General features: G+C 68.2%; 28 protein-coding genes. All 28 read left to right on the plus strand.

Going from position 1 to position 20,698, the window contains the following annotated elements:
- Positions 1 to 174 precede the first annotated feature (174 nt).
- Complete coding sequence (locus ACFY1S_RS10940; protein ID WP_387115452.1) at positions 175 to 4,065, plus strand: DNA-directed RNA polymerase subunit beta'; 3,891 nt, start codon at positions 175 to 177, stop codon at positions 4,063 to 4,065.
- 92 nt (positions 4,066 to 4,157) lie between these two features.
- Positions 4,158 to 4,526 (plus strand): hypothetical protein, encoded by a 369-nt coding sequence (locus tag ACFY1S_RS10945; RefSeq protein WP_387115454.1) that lies wholly within the window; start codon positions 4,158 to 4,160, stop codon positions 4,524 to 4,526.
- A 708-nt stretch (positions 4,527 to 5,234) separates the two neighbouring features.
- Entirely contained in the window at positions 5,235 to 5,657 is a 423-nt protein-coding gene (locus ACFY1S_RS10950) for a phage holin family protein (protein WP_387116039.1), read from the plus strand.
- A gap of 523 nt (positions 5,658 to 6,180) precedes the next feature.
- On the plus strand, positions 6,181 to 6,555 hold the full coding sequence (rpsL, locus tag ACFY1S_RS10955) for a 30S ribosomal protein S12 (protein ID WP_007465318.1): 375 nt from the start codon (positions 6,181 to 6,183) through the stop codon (positions 6,553 to 6,555).
- A gap of 1 nt (position 6,556) precedes the next feature.
- Positions 6,557 to 7,027, plus strand: coding sequence for a 30S ribosomal protein S7 (gene rpsG / locus ACFY1S_RS10960; protein ID WP_076466673.1), 471 nt, complete (start codon positions 6,557 to 6,559; stop codon positions 7,025 to 7,027).
- Positions 7,028 to 7,101: 74 nt separating this feature from the next.
- Entirely contained in the window at positions 7,102 to 9,198 is a 2,097-nt protein-coding gene (gene fusA / locus ACFY1S_RS10965; RefSeq protein WP_387115458.1) for an elongation factor G, read from the plus strand.
- Positions 9,199 to 9,412: 214 nt separating this feature from the next.
- Positions 9,413 to 10,606 carry an elongation factor Tu gene (gene tuf, locus ACFY1S_RS10970; RefSeq protein WP_139585961.1) on the plus strand — a complete coding sequence of 398 codons (1,194 nt, stop codon included), beginning with the start codon at positions 9,413 to 9,415 and terminating at the stop codon, positions 10,604 to 10,606.
- A 350-nt stretch (positions 10,607 to 10,956) separates the two neighbouring features.
- Entirely contained in the window at positions 10,957 to 11,265 is a 309-nt protein-coding gene (gene rpsJ, locus ACFY1S_RS10975; protein ID WP_007073037.1) for a 30S ribosomal protein S10, read from the plus strand.
- 11 nt (positions 11,266 to 11,276) lie between these two features.
- Positions 11,277 to 11,942, plus strand: coding sequence for a 50S ribosomal protein L3 (gene rplC, locus ACFY1S_RS10980; protein ID WP_139585963.1), 666 nt, complete (start codon positions 11,277 to 11,279; stop codon positions 11,940 to 11,942).
- Complete coding sequence (gene rplD, locus ACFY1S_RS10985; protein ID WP_357986624.1) at positions 11,939 to 12,589, plus strand: 50S ribosomal protein L4; 651 nt, start codon at positions 11,939 to 11,941, stop codon at positions 12,587 to 12,589. The genes rplC and rplD overlap by 4 nt, the downstream gene beginning before the upstream one ends.
- Positions 12,586 to 12,888, plus strand: a complete 303-nt coding sequence (gene rplW / locus ACFY1S_RS10990; RefSeq protein WP_007465304.1) for a 50S ribosomal protein L23 — start codon at positions 12,586 to 12,588, stop codon at positions 12,886 to 12,888. Before rplD ends, rplW begins: the two co-directional genes overlap by 4 nt.
- 12 nt (positions 12,889 to 12,900) lie before the next feature.
- Positions 12,901 to 13,740 carry a 50S ribosomal protein L2 gene (gene rplB, locus ACFY1S_RS10995; protein WP_007465301.1) on the plus strand — a complete coding sequence of 280 codons (840 nt, stop codon included), beginning with the start codon at positions 12,901 to 12,903 and terminating at the stop codon, positions 13,738 to 13,740.
- A gap of 12 nt (positions 13,741 to 13,752) precedes the next feature.
- Entirely contained in the window at positions 13,753 to 14,034 is a 282-nt protein-coding gene (gene rpsS / locus ACFY1S_RS11000) for a 30S ribosomal protein S19 (protein WP_007465299.1), read from the plus strand.
- A gap of 41 nt (positions 14,035 to 14,075) precedes the next feature.
- Complete coding sequence (gene rplV / locus ACFY1S_RS11005; RefSeq protein ID WP_139585967.1) at positions 14,076 to 14,534, plus strand: 50S ribosomal protein L22; 459 nt, start codon at positions 14,076 to 14,078, stop codon at positions 14,532 to 14,534.
- Positions 14,534 to 15,403 (plus strand): 30S ribosomal protein S3, encoded by an 870-nt coding sequence (gene rpsC / locus ACFY1S_RS11010; protein WP_007465294.1) that lies wholly within the window; start codon positions 14,534 to 14,536, stop codon positions 15,401 to 15,403. Before rplV ends, rpsC begins: the two co-directional genes overlap by 1 nt.
- Before the next feature lie 3 nt (positions 15,404 to 15,406).
- The gene (gene rplP, locus ACFY1S_RS11015) at positions 15,407 to 15,832 is read left to right on the plus strand and encodes a 50S ribosomal protein L16 (RefSeq protein ID WP_121653126.1); all 426 of its coding nucleotides are present in this window, start codon (positions 15,407 to 15,409) and stop codon (positions 15,830 to 15,832) included.
- Positions 15,832 to 16,068, plus strand: a complete 237-nt coding sequence (gene rpmC, locus ACFY1S_RS11020; protein ID WP_007465283.1) for a 50S ribosomal protein L29 — start codon at positions 15,832 to 15,834, stop codon at positions 16,066 to 16,068. Before rplP ends, rpmC begins: the two co-directional genes overlap by 1 nt.
- Entirely contained in the window at positions 16,065 to 16,343 is a 279-nt protein-coding gene (gene rpsQ, locus ACFY1S_RS11025; RefSeq protein WP_109817183.1) for a 30S ribosomal protein S17, read from the plus strand. The genes rpmC and rpsQ overlap by 4 nt, the downstream gene beginning before the upstream one ends.
- Positions 16,344 to 16,440: 97 nt before the next feature.
- Positions 16,441 to 16,809 carry a 50S ribosomal protein L14 gene (rplN, locus tag ACFY1S_RS11030; RefSeq protein ID WP_007073026.1) on the plus strand — a complete coding sequence of 123 codons (369 nt, stop codon included), beginning with the start codon at positions 16,441 to 16,443 and terminating at the stop codon, positions 16,807 to 16,809.
- Positions 16,806 to 17,126, plus strand: coding sequence for a 50S ribosomal protein L24 (gene rplX / locus ACFY1S_RS11035; protein ID WP_007465276.1), 321 nt, complete (start codon positions 16,806 to 16,808; stop codon positions 17,124 to 17,126). The genes rplN and rplX overlap by 4 nt, the downstream gene beginning before the upstream one ends.
- Entirely contained in the window at positions 17,126 to 17,692 is a 567-nt protein-coding gene (gene rplE, locus ACFY1S_RS11040) for a 50S ribosomal protein L5 (RefSeq protein ID WP_364375599.1), read from the plus strand. Before rplX ends, rplE begins: the two co-directional genes overlap by 1 nt.
- A gap of 1 nt (position 17,693) precedes the next feature.
- Positions 17,694 to 17,879 carry a type Z 30S ribosomal protein S14 gene (locus ACFY1S_RS11045; protein WP_007465272.1) on the plus strand — a complete coding sequence of 62 codons (186 nt, stop codon included), beginning with the start codon at positions 17,694 to 17,696 and terminating at the stop codon, positions 17,877 to 17,879.
- Positions 17,880 to 17,995: 116 nt separating this feature from the next.
- Complete coding sequence (rpsH, locus tag ACFY1S_RS11050) at positions 17,996 to 18,403, plus strand: 30S ribosomal protein S8 (protein WP_007465270.1); 408 nt, start codon at positions 17,996 to 17,998, stop codon at positions 18,401 to 18,403.
- A 16-nt stretch (positions 18,404 to 18,419) separates the two neighbouring features.
- Positions 18,420 to 18,962, plus strand: a complete 543-nt coding sequence (rplF, locus tag ACFY1S_RS11055) for a 50S ribosomal protein L6 (RefSeq protein WP_364375594.1) — start codon at positions 18,420 to 18,422, stop codon at positions 18,960 to 18,962.
- Complete coding sequence (gene rplR, locus ACFY1S_RS11060) at positions 18,959 to 19,348, plus strand: 50S ribosomal protein L18 (RefSeq protein ID WP_139585972.1); 390 nt, start codon at positions 18,959 to 18,961, stop codon at positions 19,346 to 19,348. The genes rplF and rplR overlap by 4 nt, the downstream gene beginning before the upstream one ends.
- 34 nt (positions 19,349 to 19,382) lie before the next feature.
- Positions 19,383 to 19,997 carry a 30S ribosomal protein S5 gene (gene rpsE, locus ACFY1S_RS11065; RefSeq protein WP_074314587.1) on the plus strand — a complete coding sequence of 205 codons (615 nt, stop codon included), beginning with the start codon at positions 19,383 to 19,385 and terminating at the stop codon, positions 19,995 to 19,997.
- Positions 19,997 to 20,179 (plus strand): 50S ribosomal protein L30, encoded by a 183-nt coding sequence (gene rpmD / locus ACFY1S_RS11070; protein WP_030329904.1) that lies wholly within the window; start codon positions 19,997 to 19,999, stop codon positions 20,177 to 20,179. Before rpsE ends, rpmD begins: the two co-directional genes overlap by 1 nt.
- On the plus strand, positions 20,179 to 20,622 hold the full coding sequence (gene rplO, locus ACFY1S_RS11075) for a 50S ribosomal protein L15 (RefSeq protein WP_357986637.1): 444 nt from the start codon (positions 20,179 to 20,181) through the stop codon (positions 20,620 to 20,622). The genes rpmD and rplO overlap by 1 nt, the downstream gene beginning before the upstream one ends.
- Positions 20,623 to 20,698: the final 76 nt, after the last annotated feature.

Here is a 20,698-nt window from a genome sequence, read left to right on the forward strand (position 1 = left end):
TTGGGGGCCCCCGGCCGGGGGGGTTTGGGGGGGGGTGGGGGTGGTGGGATTCGCCTGGCCGGGGCGGGGGGGGGGGGGGGGTTGTGTGTTGGGGGGGGGGGGGGGGGGGGCGGGCCCGCCGCCCCCCGACCCCACCCGAGAATTAGCAGTACAGACGACGACATAGGGGACATAGTGCTCGACGTCAACTTCTTCGACGAGCTGCGCATTGGTCTCGCCACGGCCGACGACATCCGTCAGTGGTCGCACGGCGAGGTCAAGAAGCCTGAGACGATCAACTACCGCACCCTGAAGCCGGAAAAGGACGGGCTCTTCTGCGAGAAGATCTTCGGTCCGCAGCGGGACTGGGAGTGCTACTGCGGTAAGTACAAGCGCGTCCGGTTCAAGGGCATCATCTGTGAGCGCTGCGGCGTCGAGGTGACCCGCTCCAAGGTCCGTCGTGAGCGGATGGGGCACATCGAGCTCGCCGCTCCGGTGACCCACATCTGGTACTTCAAGGGCGTTCCGAGCCGGCTGGGTTACCTGCTGGACCTCGCCCCCAAGGACCTCGAAAAGATCATCTACTTCGCCTCGTACGTCGTGACGAGCGTGGACGCCGAGTCGCGTCACCGTGACCTCTCGACGATCGAGAACGAGATCCTCGCCGAGAAGCGGCAGTCCGAGAACAGCCGCGACTCGGAGATCGAGAAGCGGGCCGCCAAGCTCGAGGCCGACCTGGCCGAGCTGGAGGCCGAGGGTGCCAAGGCGGACGTCCGGCGCAAGGTCAAGGAGGGCGGAGAGCGCGAGATGCGCCAGATCCGCGACCGGGCCCAGCGCGAGATCGACCGCCTGGACGAGGTGCTCGACACCTTCCGCAAGCTGGAGCCGAAGCAGCTGGTCACCGACGAGCTGCTCTACCGCGAGCTGCGCGACCGGTTCGGTGAGTACTTCACCGGCTCGATGGGCGCCGAGGCGATCAAGGCGCTGGTCCAGAACATGGACCTCGACGCCGAGGCCGAGAGTCTGCGCGAGACCATCCGGTCCGGCAAGGGCCAGCGGAAGATCCGGGCGCTCAAGCGGCTCAAGGTCGTGGCGGCGTTCCTGAACACCCGCAACTCGCCGCTCGGCATGGTGCTGGACTGCGTCCCGGTCATCCCGCCGGACCTGCGCCCGATGGTGCAGCTCGACGGTGGCCGGTTCGCGACCTCGGACCTGAACGACCTGTACCGCCGCGTGATCAACCGAAACAACCGCCTCAAGCGACTGATCGACCTCGGTGCGCCCGAGATCATCGTCAACAACGAGAAGCGGATGCTCCAGGAGGCCGTCGACGCGCTGTTCGACAACGGCCGCCGCGGCCGGCCGGTCACCGGTCCGGGTAACCGCCCGCTCAAGTCGCTGTCCGACATGCTCAAGGGCAAGCAGGGCCGCTTCCGTCAGAACCTGCTGGGTAAGCGCGTCGACTACTCCGGCCGTTCGGTCATCGTGGTCGGCCCGAAGCTCAAGCTGCACCAGTGCGGTCTGCCCAAGCAGATGGCCCTGGAGCTGTTCAAGCCGTTCGTGATGAAGCGGCTGGTCGACCTCAACCACGCACAGAACATCAAGTCCGCCAAGCGGATGGTCGAGCGTCAGCGCCCGGTCGTGTGGGACGTGCTGGAAGAGGTCATCGGCGAGCACCCGGTGCTGCTGAACCGCGCGCCGACCCTGCACCGCCTGGGCATCCAGGCCTTCGAGCCACAGCTGGTCGAGGGCAAGGCGATCCAGATCCACCCGCTGGTCTGCACCGCGTTCAACGCGGACTTCGACGGTGACCAGATGGCGGTGCACGTGCCGCTGTCCGCCGAGGCCCAGGCCGAGGCCCGGATCCTGATGCTGTCGTCGAACAACATCCTCAAGCCGGCCGACGGCAAGCCGGTCACCATGCCCACCCAGGACATGGTCATCGGCCTGTACCACCTCACCCACCTCACCGCCGGTGAGAAGGGCGAGGGCCGGGCGTTCAGCTCGGACGCCGAGGCGCGGATGGCGTTCGACAACGGCGAGCTGCACCTGCAGGCTCCGGTGAAGATCCGTCTGCGTGGCGTGATCGGTGTCGACAACGGCGCCGGCGCCGAGGCGTGGACCGCCCCGGAGGGCTGGGTCGAGGGTGAGCCGCTGACCGTGGAGACCACCCTCGGTCGGGTGCTGTTCAACGAGACGCTGCCGCAGGGCTACCGCTTCGTGAACTACGAGATCCGCAAGGGTCAGCTCTCCGCGATCGTCAACGACCTCGCCGAGCGCTTCCCCAAGGTGGCCCTGGCGGCCACCCTGGACGGGCTCAAGGAGGCCGGTTTCCACTGGGCCACCTGGTCCGGCGTGACGATCGGCATGGAGGACGTCATCGCCCCGCCGCGCAAGGCGGAGATCCTGGCGAAGTACGAGAAGGAAGCCGACCGGATCGACAAGCAGTACCAGCGTGGTCTGATGACCGCCGAGGAGCGTCGCGGCGAACTCATCGAGATCTGGACCAAGGCGACCAACGAGGTCGCCAAGGAGATGGACACCGCGCTGCCGCAGGAGAACCCACTGTGGAAGATGATCAACTCGGGTGCCCGCGGTAACCTGCTCCAGCTCCGGCAGATCGCGGCGATCCGTGGTCTGGTGGCCAACCCGAAGGGCGAGATCATCCCGCGGCCGATCAAGGCCAGCTACCGGGAGGGTCTGTCCGTGCTGGAGTACTTCATCTCCACGCACGGTGCCCGTAAGGGTCTCGCCGACACCGCCCTGCGGACCGCCGACTCGGGTTACCTGACCCGTCGTCTGGTGGACGTCTCGCAGGACGTGATCATCCGCGAGGAGGACTGCGGCACCGACCGGGCGATCCCGATGCAGATCGGCGAGCGCCTGGAGGACGGCAGGCTGGTCGTGCACGAGCACGCCGAGACCAGCGTCCACGCCCGTACCCTGGCCGACGACATCAAGGGGCCGGACGGCACCGTCGTCGCCGAGCGGGGTCAGGACATCAACTCCATCGGGGTCGACAAGATCGTCGCCGCCGGCGTGGAGACGGTCCGGGTGCGCAGCGTGCTCACCTGCGAGTCGAAGCTGGGCGTCTGCGGTGCCTGCTACGGGCGTTCGCTGCCGACCGGCAAGACCGTGGACGTCGGCGAGGCGGTCGGCATCATCGCCGCCCAGTCGATCGGTGAGCCGGGTACGCAGCTGACGATGCGTACCTTCCACACCGGTGGTGTCGCGGGTGAGGACATCACCCAGGGTCTGCCGCGTGTCCAGGAAATCTTCGAGGCCCGGGTCCCGAAGGGTAAGGCGCCAATCGCCGACACCCCCGGCCGGATCCGCATCGAGGACGGCGAGCGTTCGCGGAAGATCATCGTGGTGCCGGACGACGGCAGCGACGAGATCGTCTACGACAAGATCTCCAAGCGGGTGCGTCTGCGTACCCACGACGGCGGTCACGTCGCGGTCGGCGAGAAGCTCACCGAGGGCACCATCGACCCGCACGAGCTTCTGCGGATCATGGGTCCGCGGGCGGTCCAGGTCCACCTGACCAGTGAGGTCCAGGAGGTCTACCGCTCGCAGGGCGTGCTCATCCACGACAAGCACATCGAGATCATCATTCGCCAGATGCTCAAGCGGGTGACGGTCATCGACTCCGGCTCGACCGAGTTCCTGCCGGGTGTGCTGGTCGACCGGGCGCTGTTCGAGTCGGAGAACCGCCGGCTCGTGTCGGAGGGCGGCGAGCCCGCCGCCGGTCGTCCGGTGCTGATGGGTATCACCAAGGCCTCGCTGGCCACGGACTCCTGGCTCTCGGCGGCCTCCTTCCAGGAGACCACCCGGGTGCTGACCGACGCTGCGATCAACTCGCGCAGCGACTCGCTTGTCGGCCTCAAGGAGAACGTGATCATCGGTAAGCTCATCCCGGCCGGTACGGGCATCAGCAAGTACCGCAACGTCCGGGTGGAGCCGACCGAGGAGGCCAAGGCCAAGGTCTACTCGATGACCGGTTACCCGGAGACCGACTACGGGTTCGGGCCGGCCAGCGGGCAGGCTGTGCCGCTGGACGACTTCGACTTCGGGTCGTACCGCTAAGCACTGACACCGACGAGGCCCCCGGCACCTGCCGGGGGCCTCGTCGTGTCCGGACCTGCCCACCCGCGCACCCGGTTCGGCAGAATGGGGGCATGACCACCGCAGCCGGCCAGGTGTCCAGCGCGCAGCAGGCCCCACGGCATCCGCTGGATCCCGACCCGGCGCGTGCCACGAAGGCGCGGGCGGTCTTCGCGCTCGGGCTGCTCGGGATGCTCACCGGTCTGTTCATCGGTGGGGTGGTGCCGGCGACCGTGGCGCTCCAACTGTCCCGGCAGGCGCGCCGCGAGGCGTACGCCTCAGGGGGTTTCCTGACCGGCGGCGCATGGCTGCGGCGGGGGGAGCGGATGGCCTGGATCGGCCTGGTGCTGGTCGCGGTCAGCGTGGTGATCGTGGTGGTGATCGGCGTGGTCCAGATGGCGGGTTCGCCGTTCGGCCATGACTACCCGACGAACATGGACTGACCCGATCAACGGTCGCCGGGCGTGGGCGGCGGGACCCCCGGCGGTAGCCTGGCCGGTGTCCGCCGCACGGCGGTGGTGGCCTGTCGACAGGAGGACCTCGTGACGGAACCGGCGCGGCCCCCGGCGGACGAACCGGCCGGGCATCCTGGCGCGTCGGCCCCGCCGCCAACCCCTGCGGAGGCAGCGGATCGGCCGGCGGACCCGGCGCCGGCGGAGCAGGCTCCGGCGGAGCAGGCTCCGGCCGCGCCGAGCGCCTGGGCGCGGCCCGACCCGAGTGGGCAGCAGGACCCGCCCGCCGCCGACGCGTCGCCTACCTCCTCCCCGCAGGGGGACGCCCCGCGCCCGGACGCGCAGGCCTGGGGCGCGCCGCAGCCTTCCGCGTCGCAGCCCTCCGCGCCGCAGCCCTCCGCGCCGCCGTTCTCCGCGCCGCCGCCGGGCTGGGGAACGCCCGCGCCGGGCTGGGGCACGCCGCCGCCCGGCTGGGGTCCGGCGCCCGGCGGCGGCGCGACACCGTCCGGTGCGGGCGCCACACCGACCGGGTGGGGCGCGGCCGTCGCGCCCGGCTCGGCCCAGCCGTACGCGGTGTCAGGTGCGTCATCCCCGCAGCACGACCGGTGGCAGCCACCGCCCGGGTACGGGCCCCCGCCAGGATGGGGACAGCCGGGGCAGTTGGGACAGCCGGGGCAGGCCCCTGGCTGGAACTCCCCGGTGCCGCCTCCGAGCGACGAGCAGCGTCGCCCACCGAAGCGGGTCGAGGCGGTGGCCGGCACGCCGTACGGCGTCGTCTACCTGGACGTGGCGCCGGTCACCTCGGGTCTGGCCGTCGGTGCGCTGGTGGCCGGTGTCGCGTCGGTCCTGGTCTCGTTGCTGGTTGTCTGTTTCGGGGTGGCCTTCGCGAACGAGGGTGGGGCCTGGGCGTCCGGGGCCTTCGCGGTACTGGGCGTGCTGGCCGGGGTGGCCGCGATCGTGGCCGGCCTGCTCGGTCGGCGGCAGATCGGCCGGCCGACGGGCCCGCCGGCGGTCCGCTTCACCGGTCGAGGGCTGGCGGTGGCCGGCATCAGTTGCGGGGCTGCGGGGGCGCTGTTCAGCCTGTTGGCGCTCGGCCTGTCCCTGCTGATCTCCCTGACGTGAGGCCGGTCACCCGCCGGATGGCCGGGTGGAGTGGTCGCCGCAGGTCCCGGGTCGGGTCGGCGGTGCCCGCTGCGGGGGCGACGGGTGGCCCGGTGGGGAAGCCGGTACACTTGTATCCGTAGGTGCCCATCGCGGGCGACGGGGCAGAGCGGGATCCGACTGGCGGGCGTGAGACGGCCGCCGGGCCAATCCGTTTTGACCTGGCCGGCTGTGGTAGGTACTCTTTCCCCTTGTGCCCGGGCCTGCCCGGGCAACTCGTGCGTGCGCTGGTTCCGGTGAGCCGGCCAGCGGGCACGACAAGCCAAAGACCCGGTGCGGGGCGACCCGCGTGCCGGTGACAGAACCCGGTAGGTCCGCGAAAGCGTCCGCACCGGGACCGTGAGCTGGGCGACACGCCCGACCGCGGGTGCCGGGGCCTCCGCGAGGTGGCCCTGGTCGGAATGTAGGAGAGCCGGTCATCAGGCCGGCTAACGAGCAGACGGCGCGGCCGCGACTGTGCGGCCGAAGGGAGCGGAGAAACCCGGTGCCCACCATTCAGCAGTTGGTCCGAAAGGGCCGTCAGGCCAAGACGACCAAGACCAAGACCCCTGCGCTGAAGGGGTCTCCCCAGCGGCGCGGCGTGTGCACCCGCGTGTACACCACGACCCCGAAGAAGCCGAACTCGGCGCTGCGCAAGGTCGCTCGTGTCAAGCTCAGCAGCCAGATCGAGGTGACCGCCTACATCCCGGGCGTCGGCCACAACCTGCAGGAGCACTCGATCGTGCTCGTGCGTGGCGGCCGTGTGAAGGACCTCCCCGGCGTGCGTTACAAGATCGTCCGCGGCTCGCTGGACACCCAGGGTGTCCGCAACCGCAAGCAGGCGCGCAGCCGTTACGGCGCGAAGAAGGAGAAGAGCTGACATGCCGCGTAAGGGACCCGCTCCGCGGCGGCCGCTGGTCGCTGACCCGGTGTACAACTCGCCGCTGGTCACCCAGTTGGTGAACAAGATCCTGCTCCGCGGCAAGCGTCAGCTCGCCGAGTCCATCGTGTACGCGGCCCTCGAGGGCTGCCGCGAGAAGTCCGGCACCGACCCGGTCGTCACCCTCAAGCGGGCGATGGACAACGTCAAGCCGACCCTCGAGGTGCGCAGCCGTCGTGTCGGTGGCGCCACCTACCAGGTTCCGGTCGAGGTCCGCCCCGCCCGGGCGACCACGCTGGGCCTGCGTTGGCTGGTCACCTACTCCCGCGCCCGCCGCGAGAAGACCATGGTCGAGCGGCTCATGAACGAGCTGCTGGACGCGAGCAACGGCCTCGGTGCCGCCGTCAAGCGGCGCGAGGACACGCACAAGATGGCCGAGTCCAACAAGGCCTTCGCGCACTACCGCTGGTAACACCCTGGTTCCGGCGCTCTCGGGCGCCGGAACCGCCACCAGTTGAGTCGAGACGACGATAAGTAGGGATTGAAGTGGCCGCCGCAGACGCGCTCGCCAACGTACGCAACATCGGCATCATGGCGCACATCGATGCCGGTAAGACCACGACCACCGAGCGGATCCTGTTCTACACCGGCATCACGTACAAGATCGGCGAGGTCCACGAGGGCGCTGCCGTCATGGACTGGATGGAGCAGGAGCAGGAGCGTGGTATCACCATCACCTCCGCTGCTACCAAGTGTGAGTGGAAGGGCCACACGATCCAGATCATCGACACGCCCGGTCACGTCGACTTCACGGTCGAGGTCGAGCGGTCGCTGCGCGTGCTGGATGGTGCGGTCGCGGTCTACGACGGTGTCGCCGGCGTGGAGCCGCAGACGGAGAACGTCTGGCGGCAGGCCGACAAGTACAACGTCCCGCGTATGTGCTTCGTCAACAAGCTCGACCGGACCGGCGCCGACTTCTTCCGCTGCGTGCAGATGATGATCGACCGGCTGAACGCCACCCCGCTGGTGCTCCAGATCCCGATCGGGCTCGAGGGCGACCACATCGGCGTCGTGGACCTGATCGGCATGCGCGCTCTCACCTGGCGTGGGGAGACCCAGAAGGGTGAGGACTACGCGGTTGAGGAGATCCCGGCCGAGCTGGCCGACTCCGCTGCCGAGTGGCGCGAGAAGCTGATGGAGACCCTGGCCGACGTCGACGACTCGGTGATGGAGAAGTACCTGGAAGGCGAGGAGGTCTCCGTCGAGGAGATCAAGGCCGCCATCCGGCGTGCCACCATCGCCGGCAAGGCCAACCCGGTGCTGTGCGGCTCGGCGTTCAAGAACAAGGGCGTTCAGCCCATGCTCGACGCCGTGGTCGACTTCCTGCCGTCGCCGCTGGACGTTCCGGCCATCGAGGGTACGGCCACCGACGGCGAGACCCCGCTGCTGCGGAAGCCGTCCAAGGCCGAGCCCTTCTCCGGCCTGGCGTTCAAGATCCAGACCGACAAGCACCTTGGCAAGCTCACCTACGTCCGGGTCTACTCGGGCACGGTCGAGACCGGCAACCAGGTGGTCAACTCCACCAAGGACCGCAAGGAGCGGATCGGCAAGATCTACCAGATGCACGCCAACAAGCGGGAAGAGCGCAGCTCGGCCCAGGCTGGCGACATCATCGCGGTGCAGGGTCTCAAGCAGACCACCACCGGTGACACGCTGTGCGACCCGGCGAACCCGGTCATCCTGGAGTCGATGACCTTCCCGGAGCCGGTCATCGAGGTCGCCATCGAGCCGAAGACCAAGGCTGACCAGGAGAAGCTCAGCACCGCCATCCAGCGGCTGGCCGAGGAGGACCCGACCTTCCGCGTCAAGCTGGACGAGGAGACCGGTCAGACGGTCATCGCCGGCATGGGTGAGCTGCACCTGGACATCCTGGTCGACCGGATGCGCCGCGAGTTCAACGTCGAGGCGAACATCGGTAAGCCGCAGGTGGCGTACCGCGAGACGATCCGCCGCAAGGTGGACAAGATCGAGTACACCCACAAGAAGCAGACCGGTGGTTCGGGTCAGTACGCCCGCGTCATCGTGAGCGTCGAGCCGCTTCCGCTGGACAACGACTCGCCGACCTACGAGTTCGCCAACGCCGTCACCGGTGGCCGCATCCCGCGGGAGTTCATCCCGTCGGTGGACGCCGGTGCCCAGGACGCCATGCAGTACGGCATCCTGGCGGGCTTCCCGCTCGTCGGTGTGAAGCTGACGCTGCTGGACGGCCAGTACCACGAGGTTGACTCCTCGGAAATGGCATTCAAGATCGCCGGCTCGATGGTGATGAAGGAGGCGGCCCGCAAGGCCGACCCCGCACTGCTCGAGCCGATGATGGCCGTTGAAGTCACCACTCCTGAGGAGAACATGGGTGACGTCATCGGCGACCTCAACTCCCGCCGCGGCATCATCCAGGCGATGGAGGAGCGCAGCGGCGCCCGCATCGTCCGGGCTCTGGTGCCGTTGTCGGAGATGTTCGGCTACGTCGGCGACCTGCGGTCGAAGACCCAGGGCCGGGCTAGCTACAGCATGCAGTTCGACTCCTACGCCGAGGTTCCGCAGAGCGTGGCGAAGGAGATCATCGCCAAGGCGACGGGCGAGTAACGTCGCTGAGCAGGTGATTCGTGGGTGGTCGCGGGAGGGTTCTCCCGCCCGCGGCCACCACGATCGGATCGCGTGAGACCGGGCCTGTAGGCTTCATCGCCGCAGAACCCACAAAAGCTCTCCGGCCGTTCAGGCCGGAAAGGCTGTCGACAGAGTCCTAAGCGCCGACCGGCGCGCCGGGCGTACGAACCAAGAAGTCCACAGGAGGACACCAGTGGCGAAGGCTAAGTTCGAGCGGACTAAGCCGCACGTCAACATCGGCACCATTGGTCACATCGACCACGGTAAGACGACGCTGACGGCGGCCATCACCAAGGTCCTGCACGACCAGTACCCGGACCTGAACCCGTACACGCCGTTCGACGAGATCGACAAGGCGCCGGAGGAGAAGGCCCGCGGCATCACGATCTCGATCGCGCACGTCGAGTACCAGACCGAGGCGCGGCACTACGCGCACGTCGACTGCCCCGGCCACGCGGACTACATCAAGAACATGATCACCGGTGCCGCGCAGATGGACGGCGCGATCCTGGTGGTCGCGGCGACCGACGGTCCGATGCCGCAGACCCGCGAGCACGTGCTGCTGGCCCGCCAGGTTGGCGTGCCGTACATCGTCGTGGCGCTCAACAAGAGCGACATGGTCGACGACGAGGAGCTCCTGGAGCTCGTCGAGCTCGAGGTGCGCGAGCTGCTCTCCTCGCAGGAGTACCCGGGTGACGACCTGCCGGTCGTTCGGGTTTCGGCGCTGAAGGCCCTCGAGGGTGACCCCGAGTGGACCGGCAAGCTGCTGGACCTGATGACCGCTGTCGACACCGCGATCCCGCAGCCGGAGCGCGAGACCGAGAAGCCGTTCCTCATGCCGATCGAGGACGTCTTCACGATCACCGGTCGTGGCACCGTCGTCACCGGTCGCGCCGAGCGCGGCATCCTCAAGCCGAACGAGGAGGTGGAGATCGTCGGTATCCGCGAGAAGTCGCAGAAGACGGTCTGCACCGGTATCGAGATGTTCCGCAAGCTGCTCGACGAGGCCCGCGCGGGCGAGAACGTCGGTCTGCTGCTGCGTGGCATCAAGCGCGAGGACGTCGAGCGCGGCATGGTGGTTGTCAAGCCGGGCACCACGACCCCGCACACGGAGTTCGAGGCGACCGTCTACATCCTCTCCAAGGAGGAGGGCGGCCGGCACACCCCGTTCTTCCAGAACTACCGTCCGCAGTTCTACTTCCGGACCACGGACGTCACCGGTGTCGTCACCCTCCCCGAGGGCACCGAGATGGTCATGCCTGGTGACAACACCACCATGTCGGTGAAGCTGATCCAGCCCATCGCCATGGAGGAGAACCTCAAGTTCGCGATCCGCGAGGGTGGCCGCACCGTCGGCGCCGGGTTCGTCACCAAGATCGTCAAGTGAGCTAGGTAACCCCGATTAGACCCGCCGCCGGTCGTGCGGCATACTAGTCAGGTTGCGTAACGACAGTTCGTCGCCTGTGTTCGGCTTTCGCTGAACCTCCGGGCGGCGGCACAGTCGAGCGTAGGGTGGTTGGCGGCCCAGTCGCCAACCACCCTCGCACGGCGTTCAGGTCGCGGTAATGCGATCGGCGCCTTGACCCACCGCGCGGTCAGGACCGCTCCGGAGTCCCGGGGCGGAGCCCGGCCCGAGGGCGCGACACGCCCGACCGCGGGGGTCGGCGAAGTGGGCCTGTACCAGCCGGTACAGGCGCCCGCAACACAGCGGCATCGAGAGAAGGAACAGAAGCCACCATGGCGGGACAGAAGATCCGCATCCGGCTCAAGGCCTATGACCACGAGGTCGTCGACTCCTCGGCTCGGAAGATCGTCGAGACGGTGACGCGTACCGGGGCGCAGGTCGCGGGCCCGGTGCCGCTGCCCACGGAGATCAACCGTTTCTGCGTTATCCGCTCGCCGCACAAGTACAAGGACTCGCGCGAGCACTTCGAGATGCGCACGCACAAGCGGCTGATCGACATCATCGACCCGACCCCGAAGACGGTCGACTCGCTCATGCGCCTCGACCTGCCGGCTGGCGTCGACATCGAGATCAAGCTGTAGGGACCGGACAAATGGACAGGCAAGTCAAGGGGATCCTGGGCGCCAAGCTCGGCATGACCCAGGTCTGGGACAACAACAAGGTTGTTCCCGTGACCGTGGTCGAGGCCGGCCCGTGCGTCATCAGCCAGGTTCGTAGCGCCGAGAAGGACGGTTACTCCGCGGTCCAGCTGGCCTACGGCAACATCGACCCGCGCAAGGTCAAGAAGCCGATCAGCGGGCACTACGCGAAGGCGGACGTGGCGCCGCGCCGGCACATCGTCGAGCTGCGCACCACGGACGCCGGTGAGTACTCGCTCGGCCAGGAGGTCACGGTCGAGGAGTTCCCGGCCGGCGTCACCATCGACGTCACCGGAAAGACCAAGGGCAAGGGCTACGCCGGCCCGATGAAGCGGCACGGCTTCCACGGTCTGGGCGCCGGTCACGGCGTCGAGCGCAAGCACCGTTCGCCCGGTTCCATCGGCGCCTGCGCCACCCCGGGTCGTGTCTTCAAGGGCACCCGGATGGCCGGCCGCATGGGTGGCGTGCGCTACACCGTGCAGAACCTCACCGTCCAGGCGGTCGACACCGAGAACAACCTCCTGCTCGTCCGTGGTGCCATTCCCGGCCCCAAGGGCGCGCTGGTTCTGGTCCGTACCGCGGCCAAGAGCAAGGTGAAGAAGGGCGGTGCGGCCAAGTGACCACCGTTGACGTGCGCACCGTCGAAGGCACCACCAGCGGCTCGGTCGAGCTGCCGGCGGACATCTTCGACGTGCAGGCCAACGTCGCGCTGATGCACCAGGTCGTGGTGGCCCAGCTCGCGGCGGCCCGACAGGGCACGCACAAGACCAAGACCCGCGCCGAGGTTTCCGGCGGCGGCAAGAAGCCGTACAAGCAGAAGGGCACCGGTCGCGCCCGGCAGGGCTCGATCCGCGCGCCGCAGTTCGCCGGCGGTGGCGTGGTGCACGGTCCCGTGCCGCGTGACTACAGCCAGCGGACCCCGAAGAAGATGAAGGCCGCCGCGCTGCGGGGTGCCCTCTCCGACCGGGCCCGCGCCGGGCAGGTGCACGTTGTCGAGGCGTTCGTCTCGGGCGAGAAGCCGTCGACCAAGGCCGCCCTGGCCACGCTGACCAAGCTCACCGAGGCCCGTCGGGTCCTCGTCGTGCTGAGCAGCACCGACGAGCTGAACTGGGTGTCGCTGCGCAACGAGCCGCGGGTGCACCTGATCGAGTCCGGCCAGCTGAACACGTACGACGTGCTGGTGGCCGACGACGTGGTCTTCACCAAGGACGCCCTGGACGAGTTCCTGGGCGTGCCCGCCGAGACCACCGAGGAGGGTGGCAAGTGAGCACGATCGCCGACCCGCGCGACATCATCGTGGCGCCGGTCGTCTCGGAGAAGAGCTACAGCGAGCTGAACCGGAACTGGTACACCTTCCTGGTGCACCCGGACGCGAACAAGACCGAGATCAAGATCGCTATCCAGCAGATCTTCAACGTCCGCGTCCTGACGGTCAACACGCTCAACCGCCAGGGGAAGCGCAAGCGCACCAAGACCGGCTTCGGTCAGCGCAAGGCGACCAAGCGGGCGATCGTGAAGCTGGCTGACGGTGACCGTATCGAGGCCTTCGGCGGCCCGGTCAGCTGAGGGGTGTAGACAATGGCTATCCGTAAGTACAAGCCGACGACGCCGGGCCGACGTGGCTCCAGTGTCGCCGACTTCGCCGAGATCACCCGGTCCACGCCGGAGAAGTCGCTGCTGGCTCCGCTGCCGAAGAAGGGCGGGCGTAACGCCCACGGCCGGATCACCACGCGGCACCACGGTGGAGGTCACAAGCGCCAGTACCGTCTGATCGACTTCAAGCGGGTCGACAAGGACGGCGTGCCGGCGAAGGTCGCTCACATCGAGTACGACCCCAACCGCACGGCGCGCATCGCGCTGCTGCACTACGCCGACGGCGAGAAGCGGTACATCATCGCGCCGAAGGACATGAAGCAGGGCGACCGCGTCGAGTCCGGTCCGGGCGCCGACATCAAGCCCGGCAACAACCTGCCGCTGCGCAACATCCCGGTCGGTACCACGATCCACAACGTGGAGCTGCGTCCGGGTGGCGGGGCCAAGCTGGCCCGTTCCGCAGGTGTCGGCATCCAGCTGCTCGGCCGCGAGGGCGCGTACGCGACCCTGCGTATGCCGTCCGGCGAGATCCGGCGTGTGGACGTGCGCTGCCGCGCGAGCGTCGGCGAGATCGGCAACGCCGACCAGTCGAACATCAACTGGGGTAAGGCCGGCCGTATGCGGTGGAAGGGCAAGCGCCCGACCGTCCGTGGTGTCGCCATGAACCCGGTCGACCACCCGCACGGTGGTGGTGAGGGTAAGACCTCCGGTGGTCGCCACCCGGTCAACCCGCAGGGTAAGCCCGAGGGCCGCACCCGCCGTAAGGGCCAGCCGAGTGACAAGCTGATCGTCCGCCGTCGCTACGCCACGCGTAAGCGCGGCTGAGGGAGATAAGACATGCCTCGCAGCCTGAAGAAGGGCCCGTTCGTAGACGACCACCTGCTCAAGAAGGTGGAAGTGCAGAACGACAAGGGCTCCAAGAACGTGATCAAGACCTGGTCGCGGCGCTCGACGATCATCCCCGAGATGCTCGGGCACACGATCGCCGTGCACGACGGACGCAAGCACGTCCCGGTGTTCGTGACCGAGGCGATGGTCGGGCACAAGCTCGGCGAGTTCGCGCTGACCCGCACGTTCAAGGGTCACGAGAAGGACGACCGGAAGAGCCGTCGGCGCTGACGCCGCGGGCATACGGATAGAGGGAACAAGGGGTTACAGCGATGCCAGGAAAGGGCGACGCTCCGGTGCTTCCGGGCGCGCGGGCGGTTGCGCGGCACGTGCGCATCTCGCCGATGAAGGCGCGCCGGGTGGTCAACCTCGTCCGCGGCCTGCCCGCGAAGGAGGCGCTCACGGTGCTGCAGTTCGCGCCGCAGGCTGCGAGCGAGCAGGTGTACAAGGTGCTCGCTAGCGCGATCGCCAACGCGGAGAACAACGAGCGGCTGGACCCCGACGCGCTGCTCGTCAGCGAGGCGTTCGTGGACGAGGGCCCGACGATGAAGCGGTTCCAGCCTCGGGCGCAGGGTCGGGCGTACCGGATCCGCAAGCGGACCTGTCACATCACCGTGGCGGTCGAGGCGGTCGCGCCGGCAGCGCCGAGGAAGGCCGCGGCCAAGAAGGCCGCTCCGGCCACGGAGGCCGCACCGGCCGAAGCGCAGAGCAAGACGGAGGGCGCCGAGTAATGGGTCAGAAGGTTCACCCCACTGGGTTCCGGCTCGGCATCTCGACCGACTGGAAGTCCCGCTGGTTCGCGGACAAGCTCTACAAGGACTACATCGGCGAGGATGTCAAGATCCGCCGCATGATGTCCAAGGGCCTGGAGCGCGCCGGGATTTCCAAGGTCGACATCGAGCGCACCCGCGACCGGGTCCGGGTCGACATCCACACCGCCCGGCCGGGCATCGTCATCGGCCGTAAGGGTGCGGAGGCCGACCGGATCCGCGGCGAGCTGGAGAAGCTCACCGGCAAGCAGGTCCAGCTGAACATCATCGAGGTGAAGAACCCCGAGTCGGACGCTCAGCTCGTCGCGCAGGGCGTGGCCGAGCAGCTGTCCAGCCGGGTCAGCTTCCGTCGGGCGATGCGCAAGGCCATGCAGTCGGCGATGAAGAACCCGGTCTGCAAGGGCATCCGGGTTCAGGTCTCGGGTCGCCTCGGCGGCGCCGAGATGAGCCGGACCGAGTTCTACCGCGAGGGCCGGGTTCCGCTGCACACGCTGCGGGCCAACATCGAGTACGGCTTCTTCGAGGCCCGTACGACGTTCGGCCGGATCGGTGTGAAGGTCTGGATCTACAAGGGCGACGCCGTCCCGGGCCGGGAGGCTCCGGCCGAGGCCGGTCCGTCCCGCCCGCGTCGTGGTGAGCGCGGCGACCGTCCCGAGCGTCCGCGCCGTGGCCGGTCGGGTTCGTCCGGCACCACGGCTGGCGGCACCGAGGCCGGCCGGGCTGCTGCGACCACCATCGCGCAGCAGGCCGAGACGCCGAGCGGCGAGCCGGTGGACAGCGCTGCTGTCGCCGCCGCGGCTGCTCCGGCAGAAACGCAGCAGGAGGGCTGACAGATGCTGATGCCGCGCAAGCCCCCGAAGGGCTTCCGCAAGCCGCACCACCCGGACCGCAGTGGCGCGTCCAAGGGTGGTAACCGGGTGGTGTTCGGCGAGTTCGGGATCCAGGCTCTCGAGCCGGCGTACGTGACCAACCGCCAGATCGAGTCGGCGCGTATCGCGATGACCCGTCACATCAAGCGTGGCGGCAAGGTCTGGATCACGATCTTCCCGGACCAGGCCCTCACCAAGAAGCCTGCCGAGACCCGGATGGGTTCCGGTAAGGGTTCGCCGGAGTGGTGGGTCTCCAACGTCAAGCCGGGTCGGATTCTCTTCGAGATGTCCTTCCCCAACGAGCAGATCGCGCGAGAGGCCATGCGTCGCGCGATCCACAAGCTCCCGATGAAGTGCCGCATTGTTACGCGCGAAGTGGGTGAATCCTGATGGCAGCGGGCGTTAAGGCGACCGAGCTGCGTGAGCTCTCCGAGGAGGAGCTGGTCACGAAGCTGCGGGAGGCCAAGGCGGAGCTGTTCAACCTCCGCGTGCAGGCCGCAACCGGGCAGCTGGACAACAACCGGCGGCTGCAGGTCATCCGTCGGGAGATCGCCCGGATCTACACGATCATGCGCGAGCGCGAGCTGGGGCTCTCGGCCGCGCCGACTGAGGTGACTGCATCATGACCGAAGACACCGCCACCGCCGCCGCGCGGTCCCGCCGCAAGGTCCGTGAGGGCCTGGTGGTCAGCGACAAGATGGACAAGACCGTCGTGGTCGAGGTCGAGGACCGGGTTCGGCACGCTCTCTACGGCAAGATCATGCGCCGTACGAGCAAGCTGAAGGTGCACGACGAGCAGAACGCCGCCGGCACCGGCGACCGGGTCCTGATCATGGAGACCCGGCCGCTGAGCGCCACCAAGCGTTGGCGGATCGTGGAGATCCTGGAAAAGGCCAAGTAGCGAAGGCTCGAGCTCGCCCGGCGTTGCGTCGGGCGTTGGTTCCGCCAGGCTCCGGCCGCCACGGCGGCCGGAGAACCGGCAGACATAGGAGATAGACGTGATTCAGCAGGAGTCGCGACTGCGCGTCGCCGACAACACGGGTGCCCGGGAGATCCTGTGCATCCGGGTTCTCGGTGGCTCCGGTCGGCGCTACGCGAGTATCGGCGACGTCATCGTGGCCACCGTCAAGGACGCGATCCCGGGTGCCGGTGTCAAGAAGGGCGACGTCGTCAAGGCCGTCGTCGTTCGCACCGCCAAGGAGAAGCGTCGGCCGGACGGCTCGTACATCCGCTTCGACGAGAACGCCGCCGTCATCATCAAGGACGGTGGGGACCCGCGCGGTACCCGCATCTTCGGCCCGGTGGGCCGGGAGCTGCGGGACAAGCGGTTCATGAAGATTATTTCCCTCGCGCCGGAGGTGTTGTGACCGTGAAGGTCAAGAAGGGCGACACGGTCGTCGTCATCGCCGGCAAGGACAAGGGTGCCAAGGGCAAGGTCATCGCGGCCTACCCGCGGCAGGACAAGGTCCTCGTCGAGGGCGTGAACCGGGTCAAGAAGCACACCCGCATCAGCACCACCCAGCGTGGCGCCAAGACCGGCGGCATCGTCACCCAGGAGGCCCCGATCCACGTCTCGAACGTGCAGGTCCTGGACTCCGACGGCAAGCCGACCCGCGTCGGTTACCGGATCGACGACAACGGCCAGAAGGTCCGCATCGCGCGTAGCACCGGTAAGGACCTGTGATGACCACGGCTACCGAAAAGACCATGCCGCGCCTCAAGGAGCGGTACCGCAACGAGATCGTGGCCCAGCTGCGTGAGCAGCACAGCTACGGCAACCCCATGCAGGTGCCGCGGCTGGTCAAGATCGTCGTCAACATGGGTGTCGGCGAGGCTGCTCGCGACGCCAAGCTGATCGACGGCGCGGTCCGTGACCTCGCCACGATCACCGGCCAGAAGCCGCAGGTGCGGCGGGCGACCAAGTCCATCGCGCAGTTCAAGCTCCGCGAGGGCATGCCGATCGGCGCGAAGGTCACCCTTCGCGGTGACCGGATGTGGGAGTTCCTGGACCGGCTGCTGTCCATCTCGCTGCCGCGTATCCGCGACTTCCGCGGTCTCGACGGGCGCAAGCTGGACGGGCACGGCAACTACACGTTCGGTCTGACCGAGCAGTCGGTGTTCCACGAGATCGACCAGGACAAGATCGATCGCCAGCGGGGCATGGACATCACGGTGGTCACGACCGCCACGACCGACGACGAGGGCCGGGCGCTGCTCAAGCTCCTGGGCTTCCCGTTCAAGGAGAACTGAGATGGCCAAGAAGGCGCTGATCATCAAGGCGGCCGCGAAGCCGAAGTTCTCGGTTCGCGCGTACACCCGTTGCCAGCGGTGCGGGCGTCCGAAGGCGGTCTACCGCAAGTTCGGTCTCTGCCGGGTCTGCATCCGGGAGATGGCCCACCGCGGTGAGCTGCCGGGCGTGTCCAAGGCTTCCTGGTAAGGGCGACCGCGTCCCGGCTGTCAGCCGGGAACTCCTGCACCGATTAGGTATTGCTCTTCGCCGTAGGCCCGGGGCTGATGCCCCGGGAACCCCGGCGAGAAAGGCTGACGAAATCCATGACGATGACCGACCCGATCGCAGACATGCTCACGCGTCTGCGTAACGCCAACCAGGCGTACCACGACCAGGTGAAGATGCCCTACTCCAAGATCAAGGCGAACATCGCCGAGGTCCTGAAGGCCGAGGGTTACATCGCCACCTGGTCGGTCGAGGAGCCCGAGGAGGGCGCCGTCGGCAAGCGACTGGTCGTCGAGCTGAAGTACGGCCAGAACCGGGAGCGGAGCCTGGCCGGCATCAAGCGCGTGTCCAAGCCCGGTCTCCGGGTGTACGCCAAGTCGGACGGGCTCCCGCGGGTGCTCGGTGGGCTGGGCGTGGCGATCATTTCGACGTCCCAGGGGCTGCTGACCGACCGGCAGGCCCGCAAGCGGAGTGTTGGCGGGGAAGTCCTCGCCTTCGTCTGGTAACGGGAGACAGGTAGAAATGTCGCGAATTGGACGTAAGTCGATCCCGGTACCGACCGGCGTCGACATCACGATCGACGGGCAGACCGTCAAGGTCAAGGGCCCCAAGGGCCAGCTCCAGCACACCCTCGCCGAGCCGATCACGATCGAGCGGGCGGACAACGGGGAGCTGAGCGTCAACCGGCCGAACGACGAGCGCAAGGCCAAGGAGCTCCACGGCCTGAGCCGTACGCTGATCGCCAACATGATCGTCGGGGTCACCGAGGGCTACCGCAAGAGCCTGGAGATCGCCGGCACCGGTTACCGGGTCACCGCCAAGGGTTCGGACCTCGAGTTCGCGCTCGGGTTCTCGCACCCGGTGGTCGTCTCCGCCCCGGCGGGCATCACCTTCACGGTGGAGCGGCCGACCCTGTTCCACGTGGCCGGCATCGACAAGCAGCAGGTCGGTGAGGTCGCCGCCAACATCCGGAAGATCCGTCCGCCGGAGCCCTACAAGGGCAAGGGCGTGAAGTACCAGGGCGAGGTCATCCGCCGCAAGGCCGGAAAGGCAGGTAAGAAGTGAGCGCCACGCTGCTCAAGCGCCGCCGCGGCGTCGCCGCCAAGCGCGCCGTTGGGCGTGCGCGTCGGCACTTCCGCGTCCGCAAGAACGTCACAGGTACGGCCGAGCGTCCGCGCCTGGTCGTCACCCGTTCGCTGCGGCACATGGTCGCCCAGATCGTCGACGACTCCAAGGGTCACACCCTGGCGTCGGCGTCGACCCTGGACGCCTCGCTGCGCGGTACGGAGGGCGACAAGAGCGCCCTCGCCGGCAAGGTGGGCGCCCTGCTCGCCGAGCGGGCCAAGGCCGCCGGCGTCTCCAAGGTCGTCTTCGACCGCGGTGGCAACCGGTACGCGGGGCGTGTCGCCGCGCTTGCCGACGCCGCCCGCGAAGCCGGGCTCGAGTTCTAAACAACCCCGTCACGAGAGATAAGGAAGGCTGCTGATGCCAGGTCAACAGCGCCGTGGCGGCGGGTCCGGTGGCAACGAGGGTGGTCGCCGCGACAACCGCCGTGAGGGCGGCCGCGGAAACGCGCCCGTCGAGAAGACCCCGCACCTTGAGCGGGTCGTCGCGATCAACCGCGTCGCCAAGGTCGTGAAGGGTGGTCGTCGCTTCAGCTTCACCGCCCTGGTGATCGTGGGCGACGGCGACGGCACGGTCGGCGTGGGCTACGGAAAGGCCAAGGAGGTGCCCGCGGCCATCGCCAAGGGTGTCGAGGAGGCCAAGAAGCACTTCTTCAAGGTTCCGCGTATCGGCCAGTCGATCCCGCACCCGGTGACGGGTGAGGACGCCGCCGGCGTGGTGCTGCTCAAGCCGGCCTCGGCCGGTACGGGTGTCATCGCCGGTGGTCCGGTGCGGGCCGTGCTGGAGTGCGCCGGGATCCACGACGTGCTCTCCAAGAGCCTCGGTTCGTCGAACCCGATCAACATCGTGCACGCCACCGTGGCGGCCCTGAAGGGGCTCGAGTCCCCCGAGCAGGTCGCGGCGCGTCGTGGCCTGCCGGTGGAGGACGTCGCGCCGGCCGCCATGCTGGCGTCGCGGGCGGGGGTGGCGCACTGATGGCACGCCTGAAGGTCACCCAGCTCCGGTCCGGTATCGGGACCAAGCAGAACCAGCGTGACTCGCTGCGTTCGCTCGGTCTCAAGCGGATCAACGACGTGGTGGTCAAGGAGGACCGGCCCGAGATTCGCGGCATGATCTTCACGGTCAACCACCTCGTGAAGGTCGAGGAGGTCGAGTAATGACGATCAAGGTTCACCACCTGCGTCCGGCGCCCGGTTCCAAGACCGCGAAGACCCGTGTGGGTCGCGGTGAGGGTTCCAAGGGCAAGACCGCCGGTCGCGGTACCAAGGGTTCCAAGGCCCGTAAGAACATCTCGGCGGCGTTCGAGGGTGGGCAGATGCCCATCCACATGCGCCTGCCGAAGATGAAGGGCTTCAAGAACAAGTTCAAGGTGGTCTTCCAGGTGGTCAACCTGGACCGGCTCGCCGAGCTGTTCCCGAACGGCGGCCAGGTTGGTCCGCTGGAGCTGATCGAGGCCGGTGCGGTCCGCAAGGGCCACCCGGTCAAGGTCCTCGGCACCGGGGACCTCGGCGGGGTGGCGCTCCAGGTGTCGGCGCACGCGTTCAGCGCGTCGGCCAAGGAGAAGATCGCTGCCGCCGGTGGCTCCGTCACCGAGCTGTAAGGCGTACGACCATGGCGTCCGTCCAGTTGTGAGCAACTGGACGGACGCCATGGTCTTCCTGGGCCGTGTGCGCCCG

Source organism: Micromonospora sp. NPDC000663, assembly GCF_042898105.1.
Taxonomy (GTDB): Bacteria; Actinomycetota; Actinomycetes; order Mycobacteriales; family Micromonosporaceae; genus Micromonospora.